Below are 17612 nucleotides of genomic sequence, written 5' to 3'. Positions count from 1 at the left end.
CGCTTCGGGCCGTTCCAGATGCGGAGCGGCCTCGCGTCAGAGTACACCGGCGGCTTGAAGCGCCAGGATCAGGCCCACCGCGATCCCGAAGACCACGACCGACATCCGGAACGCGCGCTCGGGGATCCGGCGTGACAACCACGCACCGAGCGGGGCCCCGGCGAGCGCTCCCGCGGCGACGCACAGCACGAATCCGGCGTGGAACGGCGAGGTGAGGAGGAAGAAGACCGCGGCGACGAGATTCACCACCGCCTGGAGCGCGTTCTTGAGCGCGTTCTGCACCACCAGCTCCCCGCCGAGGAGGACGCCGAGGATGCCGAGCAGCAGGATGCCCTGCGCGGCGCTGAAGTACCCGCCATAGATGCTCGCGGCGGCGACGGCGGCGACGAGGGCTGCCCATCGCGGCGACTCCGGCGAAGAGGCGCGGCGCCGGAGGAGCGGCTGCACGCCGACGAGCACCGCCGCTCCGATCACCAGCACCGGGACCGCGAACCGGAAGACGTCGGAGGGGAGGATGCGCAGCAGCGCCGCACCGATCACCCCGCCTGCGATCGCGACGGGCAGCAGCACGGCGAGGATCCGGCGGTGTGCGCGCAGCTCCTTCCGGAAGGCGACCGCACCCATGACGGAGCCGGGGGTCAGGCCGATGGTGTTCGTCACGTTCGCCACGACCGGCGGCAGCCCGGCGAGGAGCAGCGCCGGGTACGTGATGAGCGAGCCGGAGCCCACGGCGGTGTTCACGGCGCCGGCGCAGACTCCCGCGGCGACGACGAGGAGGATGTCGAGCACGGCGAGGTCAGCGGCCGTCGGGATGCTGGGAGGCGTAGACGCTCCCGGCGGCTTCGACGTGGGTGCGGGCGGCGCGGAACGCCGTCGCGCCGTCTCCGGCGATGATCGCATCGACGATCTCCCGGTGGTGGTCGTCGATCTCGCCGCGCCAGGCGCGATCCTCCCCGATGTTCTGCACGCTCGCGATCGAGATGAGGTCCCAGACCCGCGACAGCGCGTCGTTCACGAACTCGTTCCCGGACAGCTGGGCGATGTAGCGGTGCAGCTCCAGGTTCGCGGATGCCGTCATGGGGGCGTCGACTCCCTGCTCGACCCGCTCCCGCAGCGCCCGGAGACGGGAGACCTGTGCGGGGGACAGTTCGCCCTCCTGCATCCGCTTCGCCGCGAGCTCCGCCGCGAGCCCCTCGAGGGCCGCGCGGTAGCTGTAGAGGGCGATCATGTCCTGCCGGCTCGGGTTGCTGACCATCACGCCGCGCGACGTCATGGTGAGGAGCCCGTCGCTCTGCAGGCGGCGCAGCGCTTCGCGAAGCGGCGTGCGGCTCACTCCGAGCCGTGCACTGAGGTCGTTCTCGGGCAGACGAGCGCCGGGCTGGAAGTCGCCGGAGGTGAGCAGGTCTCGGAGGCGCGCGTAGCTCTCGTCCGCAGCACTGGCGGGGCGTGTGGTGCTGTCGAAGACGCTCATGGCGGCAACCTCTCGTCGCGGGGGCTTTCAGCGTAACGCGACTCCCGCCGATCTGCATACCTTGCATGCGTTGCATATTCTGTATACAGTGGCGGCAACCCGTCAGATGACAAAGGAGTTATCGCCCGTGAACGCCACCACCCCCGCCTCGACGCAGGAGCGGACGACCCGTCCGAACCACCGCACGTCGATGGCCATCGCGATGTTCGCGATCCTGCTGCTGTCGTACGTCATCAACGCGATGGACCGTCAGCTCTTCCCGCTCCTCGTCACCGACGTGCGCGAGGAGTACGGCTTCGGCCTCGCGGATGCCGGTCTCCTCTCGACCGTGTTCACCCTCGGCATGGGTCTGGCCGGCATCCCGACGGCGTTCCTCATGGCACGCCTCAGCCGCAAGCTCATCGTCATCATCGGCATCTTCGTCTTCTCGATCACGACGCTGATGACGGCCCTCTCCCACAGCTTCCTCGACATGTTCGTCTACCGCGCCCTGTCGGGCCTCGGCGAGGCGATGCAGCTCACCGCCCTGCTGGCCATCGCAGCGTCGTACTTCACCCGGCATCGAGCCGTCGCGATCGGGTCGGTCAACCTGTCGTTCGCCGTCGGCGCGGCGATCAGCCCCGTCGTCGGCGGCGCCCTCCTCGCCGCACACGACTGGCGCATGCCGCTCATCGTCTTCGGGCTGCTCGGCGCCGTCGCGATCGTCGCCGTCGCCATCTTCGTGCGCCGCTGGCTCACCGAGGCGTCCACCGAGGCCGCGGTCGAGGTCGACGCCCCCACCCCCACCACGACGACCACCGTCGCCGTCGGCGGTGCCGCCCTCCCCGCCACTCTCCGCAACCGCAACAGCGTGCTCCTGGTGCTCTCCACCATCGCCGGCGGACTGCTCATCTACGGCTACCTCGGCATGTACCCGACGTACCTCCAGGAAGGACTCGGCTTCGACGTGGGCGAGAAGGTCGGCGTCATGAGCATCTTCGGTCTCGGCGCCATCCTCTCCGTCGTCGGCGGCTACCTCGGCGACCGCTTCTCCGCCCGGCTCGTCCTGCCGGGGAGCTTCGTGATCGGCATCGCCCTCGCCGTGCTCCTGTTCACCGGTCCGGCATCCTTCGCGTTCCACGCCGTGTTCTCGTTCCTGTGGGGCGCAGTCATCAGCGGCACCACCTACGTGAACCTCGCCGGCTACCACGTCAAGGCCGTCGCCGCTCCGCTCGCCGGCAAGGCGTCGGGTCTGTTCATCGCGGCCCTGTACATCCCCGCCGCGTTCTCGGGCTACGTCATCGGCGCCGCCGCGACCCAGATGGGCTGGCAGCTCACGGGCATCATCGTCATCGGCGGCATCGCGGCCGTGGGCGCCGTCGCCTCCCTCCTCCTCGACCCGAAGCGGATGGCTCGCTGAGCCGGAAGGAACCATCATGACCACTCTCCCCCTGCCCCCTGCGCTCGCCCCCGAGACCCTCCCGGTCGTCGGCGAGGAGTCGCGGTTCCCCGTGCGCCGCATCTACTGCGTCGGTCGCAACTACGTGTCGCACATCCGCGAGATGGGCGAAGCCGACGAGCGCGACGATCCGTTCTTCTTCCAGAAGCCGCGCGATGCCGTGCGGGGACCGGGCAGCGAGATCCCCTACCCCGTCGCCACCGAGTCGTTCGAGTTCGAGGGCGAGCTGGTGCTCGCGATCGGCCGAGGCGGCTCAGACATCGCGGTCGCGGATGCCGCCCGGCACGTGTTCGGCATCGCCACCGGTCTCGACCTGACCCGCCGCGACCTCCAGTTCGAGGCCCGCGACCGCTCCTGGCCGTGGGAGATGGGTAAGGCCTTCGACGCCTCGGCCCCGGTGGGCGCCATCACCCGCGTCGACGACCTGTCGGTGACGGATGCCGGATCCCTCGAGGCCCGCGTGAACGGCGAGGTCCGCCAGACGAGCACCCTCGACCTGATGATCTGGTCGCCGGCCGAGATCGTCTCCCGCCTCTCCGCCCAGTACCGCCTCGAGCCGGGCGATCTGATCATGACCGGCACTCCCGCCGGGGTCGGAGAGCTGCACGTCGGCGACACCGTCACCGTCAGCGTGACCGGTGCCGCTGACCTCGAAGTCACCATCGTCGACTGACCGGAGAACACCATGGAGAAGATGCACCCGCACGAGCGGATCCCGTACACCCCCATCACGGAGCGCGCGCCGCTGCGTCTGCCCGGCGACGCACGCGTCGCGGTCTGGCTCATCGTGAACGTCGAGGAGTGGGCCGCCGACCAGCCCATGCCCCGCACCGTCCTCACCCCTCCGGCGGGAGGAGTGCCGACGCCGGATGTGCCGAACTGGGCCTGGCACGAGTACGGCAACCGGGTCGGATTCTGGCGCATCGCCGAGATAATCGACGACCTCGGCATCCCCGCCGTCCTCGCCATCAACGGCAAGGCGATCACGACCTACCCGCAGATCACCGACGCTGCCCTGGCGCGCGACTGGGAGTTCATCGGCCATGGGTTCACGCAGAAGAACATGCAGAAGGTCGATGACGAGCGCGAGGACATCCGGCTCACCACCGAGGCCATCGCGTCGACCACCGGCCGGCCCCCGCGCGGCTGGCTGGGCCCCGGCCTCACCGAGACGTGGGAGACGCCGGAGATCCTGCAGGACAACGGCTACGAGTACGTGTGCGACTGGGTGCTCGACGACCAGCCCGTATCGCTGAAGACGGCCGGCGGATCACTCACGAGCGTCCCGTACACGCAGGAGTGCAACGACGTGGCGATGATGCTCATCCAGCACCATGCCGCCGCGGAGTACCGCCAGCGCGCGATCGACCAGTTCGAGCAGATCCACCACGACGCCGAGGCGAGCGACTCGGCCCGCGTCATGGCGCTGGTCGTTCACCCGTACATCATGGGAGCGCCGCACCGCGCCCGCTACCTGCGCGAGGCGCTCGAGCACATCGATGCCCACCCCGGTGCCGTCTTCATGACCGGCAGCCAGATCCTCGACTGGTACAGCGAGCAGAGCTGAACCCGCACCCCGACACCCCCGGATCCGCCTCGCGCGGGCCCGGGGGTGTTCGGGGTCGGGGCGGTCGTCGTGGTGCTCGCCGCCGTCCTCACGCTGCGGATGCTGGTGAGCTGAGCCGCCCGGGACGCCCTTCGCAGACGGGCGAGCGGCGGGATCAGCGTGCGGGGAGCGACGGTACCGCGTCGATGAGCATCCGCGTGTACGCGTCGGAGGGGTCGCGGAGCACCCGAGACGTCGGACCCTGTTCGCGCACCACGCCGCCCTGCAGCACCACGACCTCGTCGCAGACCTTCTGGATCACCCCGAGGTCGTGCGAGATGAAGAGGTAGCCGACGCCGGTCTCGGCCTGCAGCCGCGCGATGAGTTCGAGGATCTGCTTCTGCACCGCCACGTCGAGCGCCGACACGGGCTCGTCGAGCACGACGACCGCCGGTTCCACGGCGAGCGCCCGGGCGATGCCGAGGCGCTGGCGCTGGCCACCCGAGAGCGACGCGGGGCGGCGGTCGACGAGGCCGGCGGCGAGGCCGACGCGTTCCAGCCAGCCGCGCACCCGGGCGGACCGCTCGCGGCGTGCGAGGGACGGATGCCGCAGCCCCACCGCCTCGTCGAGCAGCCGCCCGACCGTCCACCGCGGATCGAACGACACCCCCGGGTCCTGGTACACGAACTGCACGTCGCGGGGGTCGTCGCCCCCACGCCTGACCGTCCCGGCATCGGGCGTCTCGAAGCCCGCCAGGATGCGGGCGATCGTCGTCTTCCCCGACCCGGATTCGCCGACGACCCCGAGGGATCGGCCCCGGCGCACCGCGACCGAGACGCCCTTCAGCGCCTGGCGCTCCCCTCCCCCGGGAAGGCGGAACGTCTTGCTCACGTGCTCGGCGGCGAGCACGACGTCGGGGGCATCCCGGGTGACGCCCTTCGTCTCGTCGCTGCGCTCCTCGCTCAGGGGCCGGGAAACGTCCGCGTCGGCGTCCGGCGGGGCCTCGAAGCGGGGCGCGGCGTCGATGAGCGACCGGGTGTACGAATGCTCGGGCGACGACAGCACGTCGGCGGTGTCGCCCGACTCCACGACCGCACCGCCCTGGAGCACCACGACCCGGTCGGCGAGCTGCGACACCACGGCGAGATCGTGGCTGATGAGCAGCAGCGCGATGCCCTGCGCCTTCAGCTCGCCGAACAGCGCGAGGATCTGCTTCTGCACCGACACGTCCAGGGCGGTCGTGGGCTCGTCGGCGATGAGCACGGCCGGGTCCCCGGCGAGGGCGGTCGCGATCAGCGCGCGCTGGCGCTGTCCGCCGGAGAGCTGGGCGGGTCGCTCGTCGATGCGGGTCTCGGGGTCGGGCACATGGGTGCGGCGGAGCAGGTCGAGAGCCTGCTCGCGCGCGGCACGACCGCGCGGGCCGCCGGTCGCGCGGATCGCCTCGCGCACCTCGGCTCCGACGGTGCGGAGGGGGTCGAGCGACGACAGGGCGTCCTGAAGGATGTACCCGATGCGACGCCCGCGAACACGACGCCACCGCCGCTCGGAGAAGCGCCGGGCATCCTGTCCGTCGATCTCGAGCACCGCGGCATCCACCCGCGATCCGGCGCCGACGAGGCCGAGAAGGCTGCGAGCGCTCACCGACTTGCCCGAGCCCGACTCCCCCACGAGCGCGACGCACTCGCCCGGGCCGATCTCGAACCCCACGCCGTCGGCGGCGACGCGGCCGCCGAACGACACCCGGAGTCCCTCGACTCTGATCAGCGCGTTCATCCGCGTCCCTCCAGACGTGCCTGCAGCCGCCGGCCGAGAACGGTCGTGCTGATGACGAACAGGGTGATTGCGAGTCCGGGGAACACCGCGGCCCACCATCCGAGCGTGAGGAAGTTGCGCGCGTTCGAGAGCATCGACCCCCACTCCGGTATCGGCGGCGGACTCCCCAGGCCCAGGAACGACAGCGCCGCCCCGGCGAGCGTCGCGCCGCCGAGGCCGATCGTGGCGATGACGACGACCGGGCGCACGGCGTTCGGCAGCACGTGCCGCCCGAGCACCCGCGCGCGCGACAGTCCCATCCCGCGGGACGCCTCGATGTAGGCGGAGTTCCGCACGCGCAGGGTCTCGCCTCGCACCACCCGCACGTAGTACGGGATGCCGGCGATGCCGATCGCGATCGTGGCCGTCGCGAGTCCGCCGCCGAACAGGGCGAGGATGAGAATGGCGAGCACCAGCTCGGGGAACGCCGCTCCGATGTCGGTGAGCCGCAGGGTCACGGTCGAGACGACGCGGTTCGAGAGCCCGGCGACGAGTCCGAAGACGGTGCCGAACACGAGCGAGATCAGGACCGCGCCGAAGCCCAGCACGAGGGAGCTGCGTGCGCCGAACACGATGCGAGCGTAGACGTCGCGTCCGATCTCGTCGGTGCCGAGCGGATGCTGCGCCGACGGCGCCGCGAGGATCAACGACCGGTCGGCGGCGAGCGGGTCCTGCCCCGTGAGCAGCTGCGGCCAGACGGCGGCCAGCACGAACACGACGAGCACGAGGGCGCACAGCAGAGTGCCGAGATCGGCGGCCAGACGCACCCACCCGCGCCAGCGGACGTGCTGCCGGGCGGTCACGGCTTCGGCGACGACACCGGCGCTCATGCGGGGACCTCCTCGGTCTCGGACGCCGGGCGCGCAGGGTCGGCTCCAGGCGCGGTACCGGGCTCGGCGTCGACGACCGGCTCGGGCGCCGTGACGGCATCCGAGGTCGCGACGCCCGCGGCGAGCGGCTCGGTCGGCGCGCGGCCGGTCTCGCGCACCCGCGGATCGACCAGCGCGTACGAGAGGTCGACGATCGTGTTCACGAGGATGAAGACCGCCGTGGCGACGAGCACCACGCCGATCACCACCGGGATGTCCTGCGCCGCGACCGAGTCGACGAGCAGACGTCCGAGACCCGGGCGGCTGAAGAGCGTCTCGGTGATCGCGGCGCCGCCGAGCAGCGCGCCGAACGAGAAGCCGAGCATCGTCAAGTAGGGCACCGCCGCATGCCGGAGGGCGTGCCGCACCGTCACCGCGAGAGTGCTCAGGCCGCGCGCGCGAGCCGAGAGGATGAACGGCTGCTCGAGCGCGTCGTCGAGCGACTGTCGCAGCACCTGCAGCAGCAGCGCGGCCGTGGGCAGGGCGAGGGTCAGCGCGGGCAGCACGAGCGAGCGCAGGTCGCCGCTGTCGAGGATGGGCAGCGCCCGGAGCCACACCGCGAACACGAGCATGAGCACGAAGCCGAGCCAGAAGACCGGGGTCGACGCGAGCACGAGCTCCACCCCCGACGAGATCCAGCTCGGCAGACGGCGCCCGGCGGTGAGCACCCCGCCGACGAGCGAGATCACCACGGCGAGCAGGACCGCGGCGAGCGCGAGAGCCACGGTCGGACCCGCCTGGGCGAGCAGCAGCGGGGCGACGGGCTGCTCCTGCACGTACGACATGCCGAGGTCTCCGCGCACGAGTCGCCCGAGGTAGAGGAGGTACTGCACGATCAGCGGCTCGTCGAGGTGGTACTCCTGCCGCACGACCGCGAGCACCTCGGGGCTGATGTCGACCTGCTGCTGACCCGCTCCGAGGATCGCGAACGCCGGATCGACGGGCACGAGCCGCAGCGCGAAGAACGTCAGCGTCGCCGCACCGAGCAGCGTGATCAGGCTCACGCCCAGTCGGCGCAGCACTCTCCAGACGGCGCTCATGCTTCTCCTCCGGTGATGCGGGTTGGCCCTTCGTCTCGTCGCGACGCTCCTCGCTCAGGAACCGGGTGAGCTCCGGTTCCTGAGCGAGCGAACCGGATCTCCCGGTTCCTGAGCGAGCGGAGCGAGACGAAGGGCCGCCCCGAGAAAGGGTCAGTTCTTCCAGGCGTCGAACAGGTAGGGCTGCGGCCACGCGTAGTCCCACGCGACGCCGTGGACGTTCGGCTGCCAGGCCACCACGCGGGCCCGCGAGTACAGCGGGATCGACGGGGCGAGCGAGGGAAGCAGCTCCTGCGCCTGGCCGTAGAAGTCGGCGCGCGCCGCCGGATCGGCCGAGGCGCGGGCCTGGGCGAGGATGCCGTCGAGCTCGGGATCCGCGAGGAACGAGGCGTTCGAGCCGATGGTCGTGCCGTCCGAGACGTTGTCCCCGCCGTACAGGCGCCACAGCTGCATGCCGGTCGCCTCCGACTGGAACGACGGCATGATGCCGTACTCGCCGCTGTAGAGCCGCTGCGAGAAGTCCGCGGCCGGCACGGGCTGCAGCACGAGCTCGAAGCCGAGCTCCTTCGCGTCGATCTGCACCTGCTCCAGCGTGCGCTGGGCGAGCTGGTCGTTGTCGGCGTAGGGCACCGTGGTGCTCAGACGGGCACCGTCCTTCGTGCGGTAGCCGTCGGCATCCGTCCCGTTCCAGCCGGCCTCGTCGAGCAGGTCGGCGGCGGCACCCGCGTCGAACTCGATCGTGTTCTCGAGGTCCTTCTTGAAGTCGGGCGTCGTGGTGGCCAGGTACTCCTGCACCGGGTACGCGCCGAACGTCGCGCTCGCGACGATGGCCTCGCGGTCGATGCCGGTGAGCAGCGCCTGCCGCACCCGGACGTCGTCGAACGGCGTCGTGCGGGTGTTCAGGTGCAGCGAGAAGCCGACACCAGGCAGCAGGAACTCGTCGGACTCGTACCGGTCGTCGGCCTTCGCCTCTTCCGCGTACTCGGGGGCGATGTAGTCGACGATGTCGGCCTCGCCCGTGAGCAGCGCGTTGTACCGGGTCTGGTCCTCGGGGAGGAATCGGTACGTGATCGTGTCGAGGTACGCCGCGCCCTCGTGGGTCCCTTCGGGGCCCCAGTCGTAATCGTCGTTGCGCACGTAGCGGAGGCTCTGCCCCTTGACCCACTCGTCGAACACGAAGGGGCCGGTGCCCACGACGGTCGAGGCGAGCGATTCGGGGTCGTCCTGCAGCTGCGTCGGCGAGACGATGCCGAAGTAGGGCGCCGCGATCAGCGTGAGGAAGGTGGACTCCGGCTGCTCGAGCGTGATGCGCACCGTGTACTCGTCGAGCACCTCGGCGACCGGTCCGAGCTTCGCGACCGATCCGGTGGACTTGCTGGCGGGGTCGGCGACGTAGTCGAAGTTCGCCTTCACCGCCTCGGCGTCGAAGGGCGTGCCGTCGTGGAAGGTCACGTCGTCGCGGAGCGTGAACGTGTACACGCGGGCGTCGTCGGACACCTCCCACTCGGTCGCCAACCAGGTGCCGTAGGTGCCGTCGCCGTTGTCCCACACCAGCGAGTCGACGACCGGGCTCAGCACGTGCGCGCCGCCCGTCTGATCGACCAGCGGGTTGAGCTGGGGCGGTTCCGAGCGAGCCGCGACGACCAGGTCGCCGCCGGTGACGGGCTCGCCGTCGCCGTTCGTCTCGGCCGGAGTCGCCGTGGCGCACGCGGTCAGGGTCAGTGCGGTGACGACGGCGGCTGCGATGGCAGCGCCGAGGCGGCGGGGGTGTCTTGCGGATGCCACGGTCGGTCCTCTCGGTTGCTCGGGAGTTCCGAAAGTATCCAGGGCCGCGGATGCCGGGAAGGGCGGGCTACACGGGGCGACACCCGGCGTCAGATGGCGTCACACGGTCGTCTTCCGGCATCCCTTCCGCTACGCTCCCCCCACCCGCCGCACCCGGCTCGGACGCGGAGGGGATGTGCACGGGGCGGCCGGCAGACTACCGTGACTCGAGAACGGGCTGCCCTGGTCCGTAGGACGGATGCCGCCATGCACACGCTCATCGCCGTGGAGTTCGTCTCGCTCGACGGGATCATGCAGTCCCCCGGACGCCCCGACGAGGACACGTCCGGCGGCTTCACCAGGGGCGGCTGGGCTTCGACGCACATGGCCACCGACCCCGAGGCCGGCGCGGCGGCCATGGCCGGGGGCAACGCCACGGTCGGCATGGTCTTCGGCCACCACACGTACACGGACCTCGTCGAGCACTGGCTCACGACGCCCGATCCGAACCCCTTCACCGAGGTGCTCCGCAAGACGCCGAAGTTCGTCGCGAGCCGCCGGGCCGACACCGAGCTGCCCCATCCGAACTCGACGCTCCTGCACGGCGAGGCGGTCGAGGCCGTGGGCCGCCTGAAGCAGCAGGGCGAGGGAGAGCTGATCCTCCTGGGCAGCGCCGCGCTCCTGCACGCCCTCCAGCAGGCAGACCTGGTCGACGGCTACATCCTGACGATCCTCCCCGTCACGGTCGGCGGCGGGAAGCGGCTCTTCGCCGACGGCACCGCGCCCTCGGCCCTGACCCTGACCCGCTCGGTCGTGACGTCGCGCGGGGCCATCGTCGCGGAGTACCGCCGCGCCTGAGCATCCGCGCCGGATCTCGTGCGCGGCGCTCGTTCTCAGCCCGCTCCCAGTCGCGCCGCCTAACGTCGCCGACTCGCTGTCCATCCTGGGGAGGGTCGACGAGCGAAAGGCACGAAATGACATTCGCCCCGATCCTCTTCGCGGTGGCAACGGTGGCATGGGCACTGTTCCTGGGCATGCTCGTGGCCTCCTACCGGAGTGACAGGCCCGCGCGTCGACGCTGGGCCCTCGCGATCCTCGGACCGATCTGGCTGGTCTATGCGGCGGTGCAGCTGTGGCGGGAGCCCGTGATCGAGCCGCTGTGGCTGCAGTACTCGTTGCTCATCCTGCTTCCCGCACTGGTGGGCTTCGGTTTCGCGGTGGTCGCGGAGCACGTGCGCCGATCGGGGTCGGACCCGACGACGGACTCCGACGAGTGAGGGGCGACATGATCCTCATGGTCGGAATCGTCCGCATGCTCTCGACGCCCTCCCCCGAGGGAGACTCGATGACCGCCTCGGTCTTCGTCCTCGTCGCATCTGCGGTGATCGTCGCGACCGCCGCCCTGTGCCTCGGCATCACCACCCGCATCGCACGTCACCGCCGGATGCGCGGGGCGACCTTCACGCTGATCGCCTACCCCCTCGTCCTCGCCGTCTTCGGGCTTCGGAGCGCCGAGCATCCGCTGTTCGGGCCCCTCTGGCTGCAGTTCCTCGTCCTGATCGCCCTGCCCTTCGCCGTCGGCTACGGCGCCCACGCGATCACGACCAGACATCGAACCGGCGACACCGCGAAGGAGAGCGTCCGATGACCGAGCAGACCGCCACCCACATCAGCATCGCCGTCGCGATCGCCCTCGTGATCGTGTCCCTGGCCTACGGGCTGCAGCTCGGCCGCCTTCGCCGTCCCCCGCGCGAGAAGCAGCGTCGCAGTCGATCCCGCGGCCTCGGCACGATCGTGTTCTTCTCTGCCGCGATGCCCGGGGGGATCGTGTTCCTGTGGAACCGCCCACTCTTCGAGCCCCTCCTGCAGGTCCTGCTGCTCTGCATCGTCCCGGCTCTGATCGGCTTCGGCATCCACACTCTCCTCGCACCCCGTCGACCTCACGGATGACGGCGGAGCGACGCCCAGGCGCCTCCCAGTCCCGCCGCCTGACCCCCTCGTCACCGGTCACGGATCGGTGCGAAAGGTCGGCTGTCGGGAGTCCCTGACCGACGTTCACACGGATCAGGGACCGTCGAGCCCTCCCGAGCGGAGCACCGCACCCCAGGCACCCGCCCAGGCGCCGAGTCTCGCGGGGAGGATCGGCGGCACCGCGTGGAACGTGGCGCCCGCGGCGACCTTCGCCACGGTCGGTGCCACGATCCGCTCGTGCGCCTGGGCGACGCCGCCGCCGAGCACGATGACGCCCGGGTCGACGGTCGCGACGAGCCCGAGCAGCCCCTGAGCCAGCATGCCGGTGGCCTCGTCGAGCATCGCGGCGGCGCGACCGTCTCCGGCATCCGCCGCCTCGACGACCTCGCGCGCGCCGGAGGGTCCGCCGGTGCCGACGACCGCGTCCCACCGCATCCCGAGGTTGCGTCCGCCGATGAAGGTCTCGAGGCATCCGACGCCGCCGCAGCTGCAGCGCAGCACGCCGCCGGTCGCGACGTGTCCGATCTCGCCCGCCGCGCCGTGGGCACCCGCCCGGATGCCGCCGTCGATCAGGTGGGCTCCCGCGACCCCGGTGCCGAGGGTGACCACGAAGACGTCGCGATGCCCGTGGCCGGCGCCGAGGGTCGCCTCGGCGAGCGCGGCGGCCGAGCCGTCCTGCACGGCGACGCCGGGCCCGAGCGTCGGGAATGCCGCACGCACGTCGTCGGCGGGACGCGTCGCATCGAGCCAGGGCAGGTTCGTGCTGCGCACGACTGTGCCGGTCGCCTCGTCCAGCACGCCGGGCACCGTGATGCCGAAGGCCGCCACCGGGTCGGCGCCCACGAAGGAGCGCACCTCATCGACGATCGCGACCACGGATCCGGATGCCGTCGCGACGCTGTCCTGTCGGACGACCTCCCACTCCTCTCCGGCACGCCGGGCGAGCAGCAGCTTGGTGCGCGTCCCGCCGTAGTCGATGCCGAGCACCGCGGTCATCGGCGTCTCCTCGCCCGTGTGCGCGGACAGGCCCCAGGGCGCCCCGCGACCGCGGTGCCGGCATCCGACATCGCGTCGTCCATCCCCGCCATCAGAGCACTCGCGCGGTGAGGTCGGGGCGTTCGGGGAACGCGTCGAAGGGGAACATGGGGCGCGCGATCCGCTCGTGCCCGAGCCGCAGCAGGTCTTGATCGACCGGTCCGGGGGTGAGCGCGAGGGTCCAGCCCTGCGCGACGTCGTAGAGCGTCGGCTCGAGGTAGCCGATCTTCGTGACGACGATGTCGGCGAGCAGCGGGTCGAGGCCGATCGCGGTGAAGTCGGCGGTCGCGTGGTACGCCTTGCGGAACTCCGTGACGATCACGCGCAGCCCGCCGACCCGCACGACGGCGATGCGGCCGGCGTCCGGGTCGCCCTCGTGCAGGCTGTGCAGGATGCCGCGGATGCGCACGGGTCCGCTCACGCGCGAGTCCACCCGCGCACCGGCGGTCACGTCGACCGCGTCACCGAGAGACAGCGCGAACAGCTCGGCGATCGCCGTGGCGTCGAAGATCGAGGCCACGTAGGTCAGGGGCCCGTCGTCCGCCGTGAGCGTCGGCATCTCGAGCAGGCGGGCCAGCGTCCAGGTCACGTCACCCGTGCCCCCGGCGCCCGGGTTGTCGCCCGAATCGCTGATCAGGTACGGCTTCCCGCCCCCGGCATTCCGATGCGCCAGCGCGCGGTCGATCCCCTCGTCCAACGACCCGGGGGGCCCGACGAAATCGAACTCCTCCCGGGCGTCCCAGAGATCCGCGGCCAGGGTCTCCGCCGCACGCACGATCACGCCCTCGTCGTCGCCGCTGACCAGCACGGTCGCGTGGCAGCGGGGCTCGTCGGCCCACGCGTACCCGATCCAGATCGACGCGTCCGTCACCCCGGGCAGCGCCTCGTGCTCCGGGATCGCGCCGTACAGGCGACGGGCGGGCTCGACGCGGGTCGAGGTCTTCTCCCCGGGCAGCAGGATCGGCACCCGCACCCAGGCGCGACGCGGCCTGTCGTCACGGCCGACCCAGTCGACGAGGTTCCTGGCCGCGCGCTCGCGGGTGTCCCAGGCGTCCTCGTGCGGCGCCATGCGGTAGCACGTGAGCAGCTCCACGCCGAGCGCGAGCGTCTCCGACACGTTTCCGTGCAGGTCCATCGGTGAGGCGATGACGGGGTCCGGCCCGACGACCGAGCGGATGCCGGTGAGGAGGTCGCCCTCCGCGTCGTCCATGCCGACCACGCTCATCGCACCGTGGATGTCGAGGTAGATCCCGTCGAGCGGGCCGTCCGTCACGAGGTCGCGCAGACCCGACAGCATTCGCTCGCGGAAGTCGGCGTAGACCTCGGCGCGCACGCGACCGCCGGGGATCGAGCGGGCGTAGAACACGCCGATCCACTCCGCCGCGTCGCCGAGCGGCGTGCCGGCCGCGAGGAACGGGTAGCGGTCCACGACCTCGGCGCCGACCAGCGGGCTGAAGTCGCGGTAGTCCGCCCGGTGCGCCGCGTAGGCGCTCGACTCGATCGCCATCCCGAGGATCGCGATGCGGGGTCTCGCCGCGCTCATCGTCCGCCCATCCCCGAGGTCGCGATGCCCTTGACGAGATGCTTCTGCAGCACGATCACGAGGATCACCGTCGGGATCATCGAGATGATGGATGCCGCCATCTGCAGGTCCCAGCGGGTGCCGGTCTGCGTCGCGAAGCTCGCGAGGCCGATGGGCAGCGTGCCGAGCTCGGAGTAGTCGTTCACGGTGATCAGGGGCCACAGGTAGCTGTTCCAGTAGTTCATGAACGTGAACACCGCGAGCACCGCGAGCGCCGAGCCCGCGAGCGGCAGCACGACCTGCACGAAGGTTCGGATGGGGCCGGCGCCGTCGACGCGCGCGGCCTCTTCGAGCTCGAACGGGATGCCGCGGAAGAACTGCCGCATGAGGAACGTGCCGAAGGCCGTGAACGCCCACGGGAAGATCAGCGACTGGTAGGTGTCGACCCAGCCGAACCACTGCATGACCACGAACATCGGGATCACCAGCACCTCCTGGGGCACCATGAGCGTGCCGAGGAACAGCACGAACACGACGTCGCGCCCGGGCCAGCGCAGCCGGCCGAACGCGTACCCGGCGGTCGCCGAGACGACCAGCACGACGAGCACGCCCGCGATCGACACGAGGAACGAGTTCATGATGTACGTCGTGAAGGGGGCGTAGGAGAACACGTCGACGAAGTTCGACCAGTTCACCTCGCTGCCGATCAGTCGCGGCGGCGCGAGCAGCACCTCGTTCGAGGGCTTGAGCGCCGAGAAGAACGCGTAGACCAGCGGGGCCGCGAACAGGATCGCCGCGATGATGGCCGTGACGTACGCGACGGTCAGGCCCACGCGGTCGCGGGTGCCGGCGGCGGGGCGACGGGGGCGCCCCCGGCGTCCGTCCTTCGGACCCTTCGCGGCGACGGCCGGCGACAGGGCAGAGCGCGGATCGGCTCTCAGGGTCTCAGTGCTCATAGTGCACCCACTTCTTCTGCGCACGGAACTGCAGTGCCGTGATGCCGATGATGATGATGAACAGGAGCCAGGCGCCGGCGGCGGCGAGCCCGAGGTCCTGGAACTTGAAGCCGGTGTTGTAGATGAACATCACCAGCGGGATGGTGCTCGTGCCCGGACCGCCGCCGGTGAGCAGCTGGGGCTGGGCGAACACCTGCAGCGACGAGATGATCGTCATCACGGCGGCGAAGAAGATCGACGGCGAGATGAGCGGGATGACCACCTTCGTCATGAGGCGGAAGCCGCGCGCCCCGTCGATCTGCGCCGCCTCGAGGACGGATGCCGGGAGCTGCTCCAGCGCGGCCGTGAGCACGAGCATGTTGTAGCCGAGCCCCGACCAGACGCTCATGGTGACGACCGCGATCATCGCCCAGTTCTGATCGACGAGGAAGTTCGGCAGGGTGAGCCCGAACCACGTCGTCGACAGGCCGTTCAGGAGGCCGTCGGGCTGGAGGATGAGCTTCCAGACGAGGGCGTTCGCGACGATCGGCGTGACGACGGGGATGAAGAACAGCACCCGGAAGACGGCCCGGCCCTTGATGCGCGGGCCGAGCAGCAGGGCGAGCCCGAGCGCCAGGATGAGGTTGATCGGCACGTAGAGCAGCGTGAACACGACGGAGTTGCGCAGGGCCGGCCAGAAGTCCGGCGAGCTCGTGAGCAGCTCGACGTAGTTGCCGAGGCCGATGAACTCGCGGGTGCCGAAGATCGGCCAGTCGAACAGGCTCATCACGATCGCGAGGCCGACGGGCAGCACCGTGAAGATGCTGAGGCCGATCACCGCGGGCGAGATGAAGCCGAGCGCGTGCCAGCGCTCCATGTTGCGCAGCCGGTTCGACCGCCGGCGCGGGGCGATCGAGGATTCGGTGGTGATCATGATGCCTCGCTCAGGGTGAGCTCGATCACCGGCACGGCGACGGCGGGCCGCTGCACGGGCAGGGAGAGCGTGACGGTGCCGGGCTCGGGGCCGGCCGGGATCATGTTGAACGCCTCCTGCGAGGGCGGCACCTCGCGGAAAAGGATCTCGGATCCGTCGTTCAGCAGCCGGGCGAACGCGACGCGGCCGCCGAGACCGGGCAGGTGCAGCAGTCCGAACGGCCAGTCGAAGACGTGCACGTACAGACGGTCCCCGCGCCGGGTGTACACGACGCCCGACGGCGGCGTGAAGTCCGACGGTCCGGCACCGCGGATCGCGCCGTCGTGACGCCGCATCCACTCCCCCACCTCGCCGAAGATCTCGCGGTCGCGGGGAGCGATCTCGCCGCGCGCGGTCGGGCCCACGTTGAGCAGGAGGTTCCCGCCGAGGGCGACCGAGCCCGCCAGCATCCGCACCACCATGTCGGGCGACTTGAAGTCGAGGTTGTCGCGGTGGTATCCCCAGCTGCCGTTGACGGTCTGGCACGCCTCCCACGCGACGAGCTCGCCGTCGCGCTTCAGCGGCCGGACGGGCTGGTACTGCTCGGGAGTGACCAGGTCGGCGGGGATGCCGAGGCGGTCGTTCACGATCATGTCGGGCTGCAGCTCGCGGCACATGGCGAGGATCGCCTCGGCATCCCAGTCCGACGGTGCCTTGCCGGGGAGGCCGTTCTCCTCGGCGGGCTCGGTGAAGTCGAAGAAGAGGTAGTCGAGCGGTCCGTAGCCGGTGAGCAGCTCCCGCACCTGGGCGTGCAGGTACTCGCGGTAGCGGGCCATGTCGCGGTCGGCGTTGAGTCCGGCGACGTCGGCGTGGTTGCGCTGCGGGTGGTGGCGGTCGACCGTGTAGTCGGGGTGGTGCCAGTCCAGCAGCGAGAAGTAGATCCCGACCTTCAGGCCCTCGGCGCGGAGCGCGTCGACCCATTCGCGCACCAGGTCGCGCCCCGCGAGGGCGACGGCGTTGAAGTCGGTCGTCGCGGTGTCCCACAGGCAGAAGCCCTCGTGGTGCTTCGAGGTGAGCACGGCGTATCCGGCGCCGGACTCCTTCGCCGTGCGGGCGATCGCGCGGGCGTCGAACAGATCGGGATCGAAGCGCTCCGCGTAGCGCTCGTACACCGACGGATCGATCTCCTCGTAGTTCTGCACCCACTCGTGGCGGGCGGGGATGCTGTACAGCCCGTAATGCACGAACATCCCGAAACGGGCATCCGTGAACCAGGCCAGGCGGTCCTTGGTCATGAC

Annotated in this window: 18 protein-coding genes; 7 read left to right on the top strand and 11 right to left on the bottom strand. The window is 70.8% G+C overall.

Annotation, left to right across the window (positions count from 1 at the left end):
- Positions 1-36 precede the first annotated feature (36 nt).
- Together AB3M82_RS08575 and AB3M82_RS08570 are read right to left on the bottom strand one after the other, a co-directional pair.
- Entirely contained in the window at positions 37-789 is a 753-nt protein-coding gene (locus tag AB3M82_RS08575) for a sulfite exporter TauE/SafE family protein (protein ID WP_412957068.1), read from the bottom strand.
- A gap of 7 nt (positions 790-796) precedes the next feature.
- Positions 797-1471: a GntR family transcriptional regulator gene (locus AB3M82_RS08570; RefSeq protein WP_412957065.1), complete on the bottom strand. Its 675-nt coding sequence runs from the start codon at positions 1469-1471 to the stop codon at positions 797-799.
- A gap of 127 nt (positions 1472-1598) precedes the next feature.
- Here AB3M82_RS08570 and AB3M82_RS08565 point away from each other — a divergent pair, with 127 nt between their 5' ends.
- The 3 genes from AB3M82_RS08565 to AB3M82_RS08555 are packed head-to-tail and all read left to right on the top strand — an operon-like array spanning position 1599 to position 4476.
- Positions 1599-2870, top strand: coding sequence for an MFS transporter (locus tag AB3M82_RS08565; RefSeq protein WP_412957063.1), 1272 nt, complete (start codon positions 1599-1601; stop codon positions 2868-2870).
- A gap of 16 nt (positions 2871-2886) precedes the next feature.
- Entirely contained in the window at positions 2887-3582 is a 696-nt protein-coding gene (locus tag AB3M82_RS08560) for a fumarylacetoacetate hydrolase family protein (RefSeq protein ID WP_412957061.1), read from the top strand.
- Between the two features lie 12 nt (positions 3583-3594).
- Positions 3595-4476: a polysaccharide deacetylase family protein gene (locus tag AB3M82_RS08555; RefSeq protein WP_412957059.1), complete on the top strand. Its 882-nt coding sequence runs from the start codon at positions 3595-3597 to the stop codon at positions 4474-4476.
- Between the two features lie 154 nt (positions 4477-4630).
- Here the strand turns inward: AB3M82_RS08555 and AB3M82_RS08550 are convergent, their stop codons facing one another.
- From AB3M82_RS08550 to AB3M82_RS08535, 4 genes are all read right to left on the bottom strand, one after another.
- Positions 4631-6229: an ATP-binding cassette domain-containing protein gene (locus tag AB3M82_RS08550; protein WP_412957058.1), complete on the bottom strand. Its 1599-nt coding sequence runs from the start codon at positions 6227-6229 to the stop codon at positions 4631-4633.
- Entirely contained in the window at positions 6226-7098 is an 873-nt protein-coding gene (locus tag AB3M82_RS08545) for an ABC transporter permease (RefSeq protein WP_412957056.1), read from the bottom strand. The genes AB3M82_RS08550 and AB3M82_RS08545 overlap by 4 nt, the downstream gene beginning before the upstream one ends.
- Positions 7095-8177, bottom strand: coding sequence for an ABC transporter permease (locus AB3M82_RS08540; RefSeq protein WP_412957055.1), 1083 nt, complete (start codon positions 8175-8177; stop codon positions 7095-7097). The genes AB3M82_RS08545 and AB3M82_RS08540 overlap by 4 nt, the downstream gene beginning before the upstream one ends.
- A 150-nt stretch (positions 8178-8327) precedes the next feature.
- The gene (locus AB3M82_RS08535; RefSeq protein WP_412957053.1) at positions 8328-9959 is read right to left on the bottom strand and encodes an ABC transporter substrate-binding protein; all 1632 of its coding nucleotides are present in this window, start codon (positions 9957-9959) and stop codon (positions 8328-8330) included.
- Between the two features lie 246 nt (positions 9960-10205).
- On the opposite strand from AB3M82_RS08535, the gene AB3M82_RS08530 reads away from it, so the two are divergent.
- The 4 genes from AB3M82_RS08530 (at position 10206) to AB3M82_RS08515 (ending at position 11888) form a co-directional block, all read left to right on the top strand.
- Positions 10206-10796 carry a dihydrofolate reductase family protein gene (locus tag AB3M82_RS08530; RefSeq protein ID WP_412957052.1) on the top strand — a complete coding sequence of 197 codons (591 nt, stop codon included), beginning with the start codon at positions 10206-10208 and terminating at the stop codon, positions 10794-10796.
- 116 nt (positions 10797-10912) lie between these two features.
- Positions 10913-11215 (top strand): hypothetical protein, encoded by a 303-nt coding sequence (locus AB3M82_RS08525; protein ID WP_412957051.1) that lies wholly within the window; start codon positions 10913-10915, stop codon positions 11213-11215.
- 8 nt (positions 11216-11223) lie between these two features.
- Positions 11224-11586 (top strand): hypothetical protein, encoded by a 363-nt coding sequence (locus AB3M82_RS08520; RefSeq protein WP_412957050.1) that lies wholly within the window; start codon positions 11224-11226, stop codon positions 11584-11586.
- Entirely contained in the window at positions 11583-11888 is a 306-nt protein-coding gene (locus AB3M82_RS08515; RefSeq protein ID WP_412957049.1) for a hypothetical protein, read from the top strand. Before AB3M82_RS08520 ends, AB3M82_RS08515 begins: the two co-directional genes overlap by 4 nt.
- A 114-nt stretch (positions 11889-12002) precedes the next feature.
- On the opposite strand, the gene AB3M82_RS08510 is transcribed toward AB3M82_RS08515, so the two are convergent.
- From AB3M82_RS08510 to AB3M82_RS08490, 5 genes are all read right to left on the bottom strand, one after another.
- The gene (locus AB3M82_RS08510; protein WP_412957048.1) at positions 12003-12905 is read right to left on the bottom strand and encodes an ROK family protein; all 903 of its coding nucleotides are present in this window, start codon (positions 12903-12905) and stop codon (positions 12003-12005) included.
- Between the two features lie 91 nt (positions 12906-12996).
- Positions 12997-14487 (bottom strand): M81 family metallopeptidase, encoded by a 1491-nt coding sequence (locus AB3M82_RS08505; protein WP_412957047.1) that lies wholly within the window; start codon positions 14485-14487, stop codon positions 12997-12999.
- Entirely contained in the window at positions 14484-15422 is a 939-nt protein-coding gene (locus AB3M82_RS08500; protein WP_412957045.1) for a carbohydrate ABC transporter permease, read from the bottom strand. Before AB3M82_RS08500 ends, AB3M82_RS08505 begins: the two co-directional genes overlap by 4 nt.
- Entirely contained in the window at positions 15412-16335 is a 924-nt protein-coding gene (locus AB3M82_RS08495; RefSeq protein WP_412957043.1) for a carbohydrate ABC transporter permease, read from the bottom strand. The genes AB3M82_RS08500 and AB3M82_RS08495 overlap by 11 nt, the downstream gene beginning before the upstream one ends.
- Positions 16332-17609 carry an alpha-L-fucosidase gene (locus tag AB3M82_RS08490; RefSeq protein WP_412957042.1) on the bottom strand — a complete coding sequence of 426 codons (1278 nt, stop codon included), beginning with the start codon at positions 17607-17609 and terminating at the stop codon, positions 16332-16334. The genes AB3M82_RS08495 and AB3M82_RS08490 overlap by 4 nt, the downstream gene beginning before the upstream one ends.
- Positions 17610-17612 lie beyond the last annotated feature (3 nt).

It is taken from the genome of Microbacterium californiense (assembly GCF_047246625.1).
In the GTDB taxonomy this organism is placed as follows: Bacteria; Actinomycetota; Actinomycetes; order Actinomycetales; family Microbacteriaceae; genus Microbacterium.
Note: the sequence above shows the minus strand (reverse complement) of the source record. Positions and strands in the feature narration are given on the sequence as shown.

Excerpts from the sequence above, each read along its gene's own strand:
- AB3M82_RS08570 (WP_412957065.1), bottom strand. The coding sequence starts at position 1,471 with ATGAGCGTCTTCGACAGCACCACACGCCCCGCCAGTGCTGCGGACGAG.
- AB3M82_RS08560 (WP_412957061.1), top strand. The coding sequence starts at position 2,887 with ATGACCACTCTCCCCCTGCCCCCTGCGCTCGCCCCCGAGACCCTCCCG.
- AB3M82_RS08555 (WP_412957059.1), top strand. The coding sequence starts at position 3,595 with ATGGAGAAGATGCACCCGCACGAGCGGATCCCGTACACCCCCATCACG.
- AB3M82_RS08550 (WP_412957058.1), bottom strand. The coding sequence starts at position 6,229 with ATGAACGCGCTGATCAGAGTCGAGGGACTCCGGGTGTCGTTCGGCGGC.
- AB3M82_RS08545 (WP_412957056.1), bottom strand. The coding sequence starts at position 7,098 with ATGAGCGCCGGTGTCGTCGCCGAAGCCGTGACCGCCCGGCAGCACGTC.
- AB3M82_RS08540 (WP_412957055.1), bottom strand. The coding sequence starts at position 8,177 with ATGAGCGCCGTCTGGAGAGTGCTGCGCCGACTGGGCGTGAGCCTGATC.
- AB3M82_RS08530 (WP_412957052.1), top strand. The coding sequence starts at position 10,206 with ATGCACACGCTCATCGCCGTGGAGTTCGTCTCGCTCGACGGGATCATG.
- AB3M82_RS08525 (WP_412957051.1), top strand. The coding sequence starts at position 10,913 with ATGACATTCGCCCCGATCCTCTTCGCGGTGGCAACGGTGGCATGGGCA.
- AB3M82_RS08520 (WP_412957050.1), top strand. The coding sequence starts at position 11,224 with ATGATCCTCATGGTCGGAATCGTCCGCATGCTCTCGACGCCCTCCCCC.
- AB3M82_RS08515 (WP_412957049.1), top strand. The coding sequence starts at position 11,583 with ATGACCGAGCAGACCGCCACCCACATCAGCATCGCCGTCGCGATCGCC.
- AB3M82_RS08510 (WP_412957048.1), bottom strand. The coding sequence starts at position 12,905 with ATGACCGCGGTGCTCGGCATCGACTACGGCGGGACGCGCACCAAGCTG.
- AB3M82_RS08505 (WP_412957047.1), bottom strand. The coding sequence starts at position 14,487 with ATGAGCGCGGCGAGACCCCGCATCGCGATCCTCGGGATGGCGATCGAG.
- AB3M82_RS08500 (WP_412957045.1), bottom strand. The coding sequence starts at position 15,422 with ATGAGCACTGAGACCCTGAGAGCCGATCCGCGCTCTGCCCTGTCGCCG.
- AB3M82_RS08495 (WP_412957043.1), bottom strand. The coding sequence starts at position 16,335 with ATGATCACCACCGAATCCTCGATCGCCCCGCGCCGGCGGTCGAACCGG.
- AB3M82_RS08490 (WP_412957042.1), bottom strand. The coding sequence starts at position 17,609 with ATGACCAAGGACCGCCTGGCCTGGTTCACGGATGCCCGTTTCGGGATG.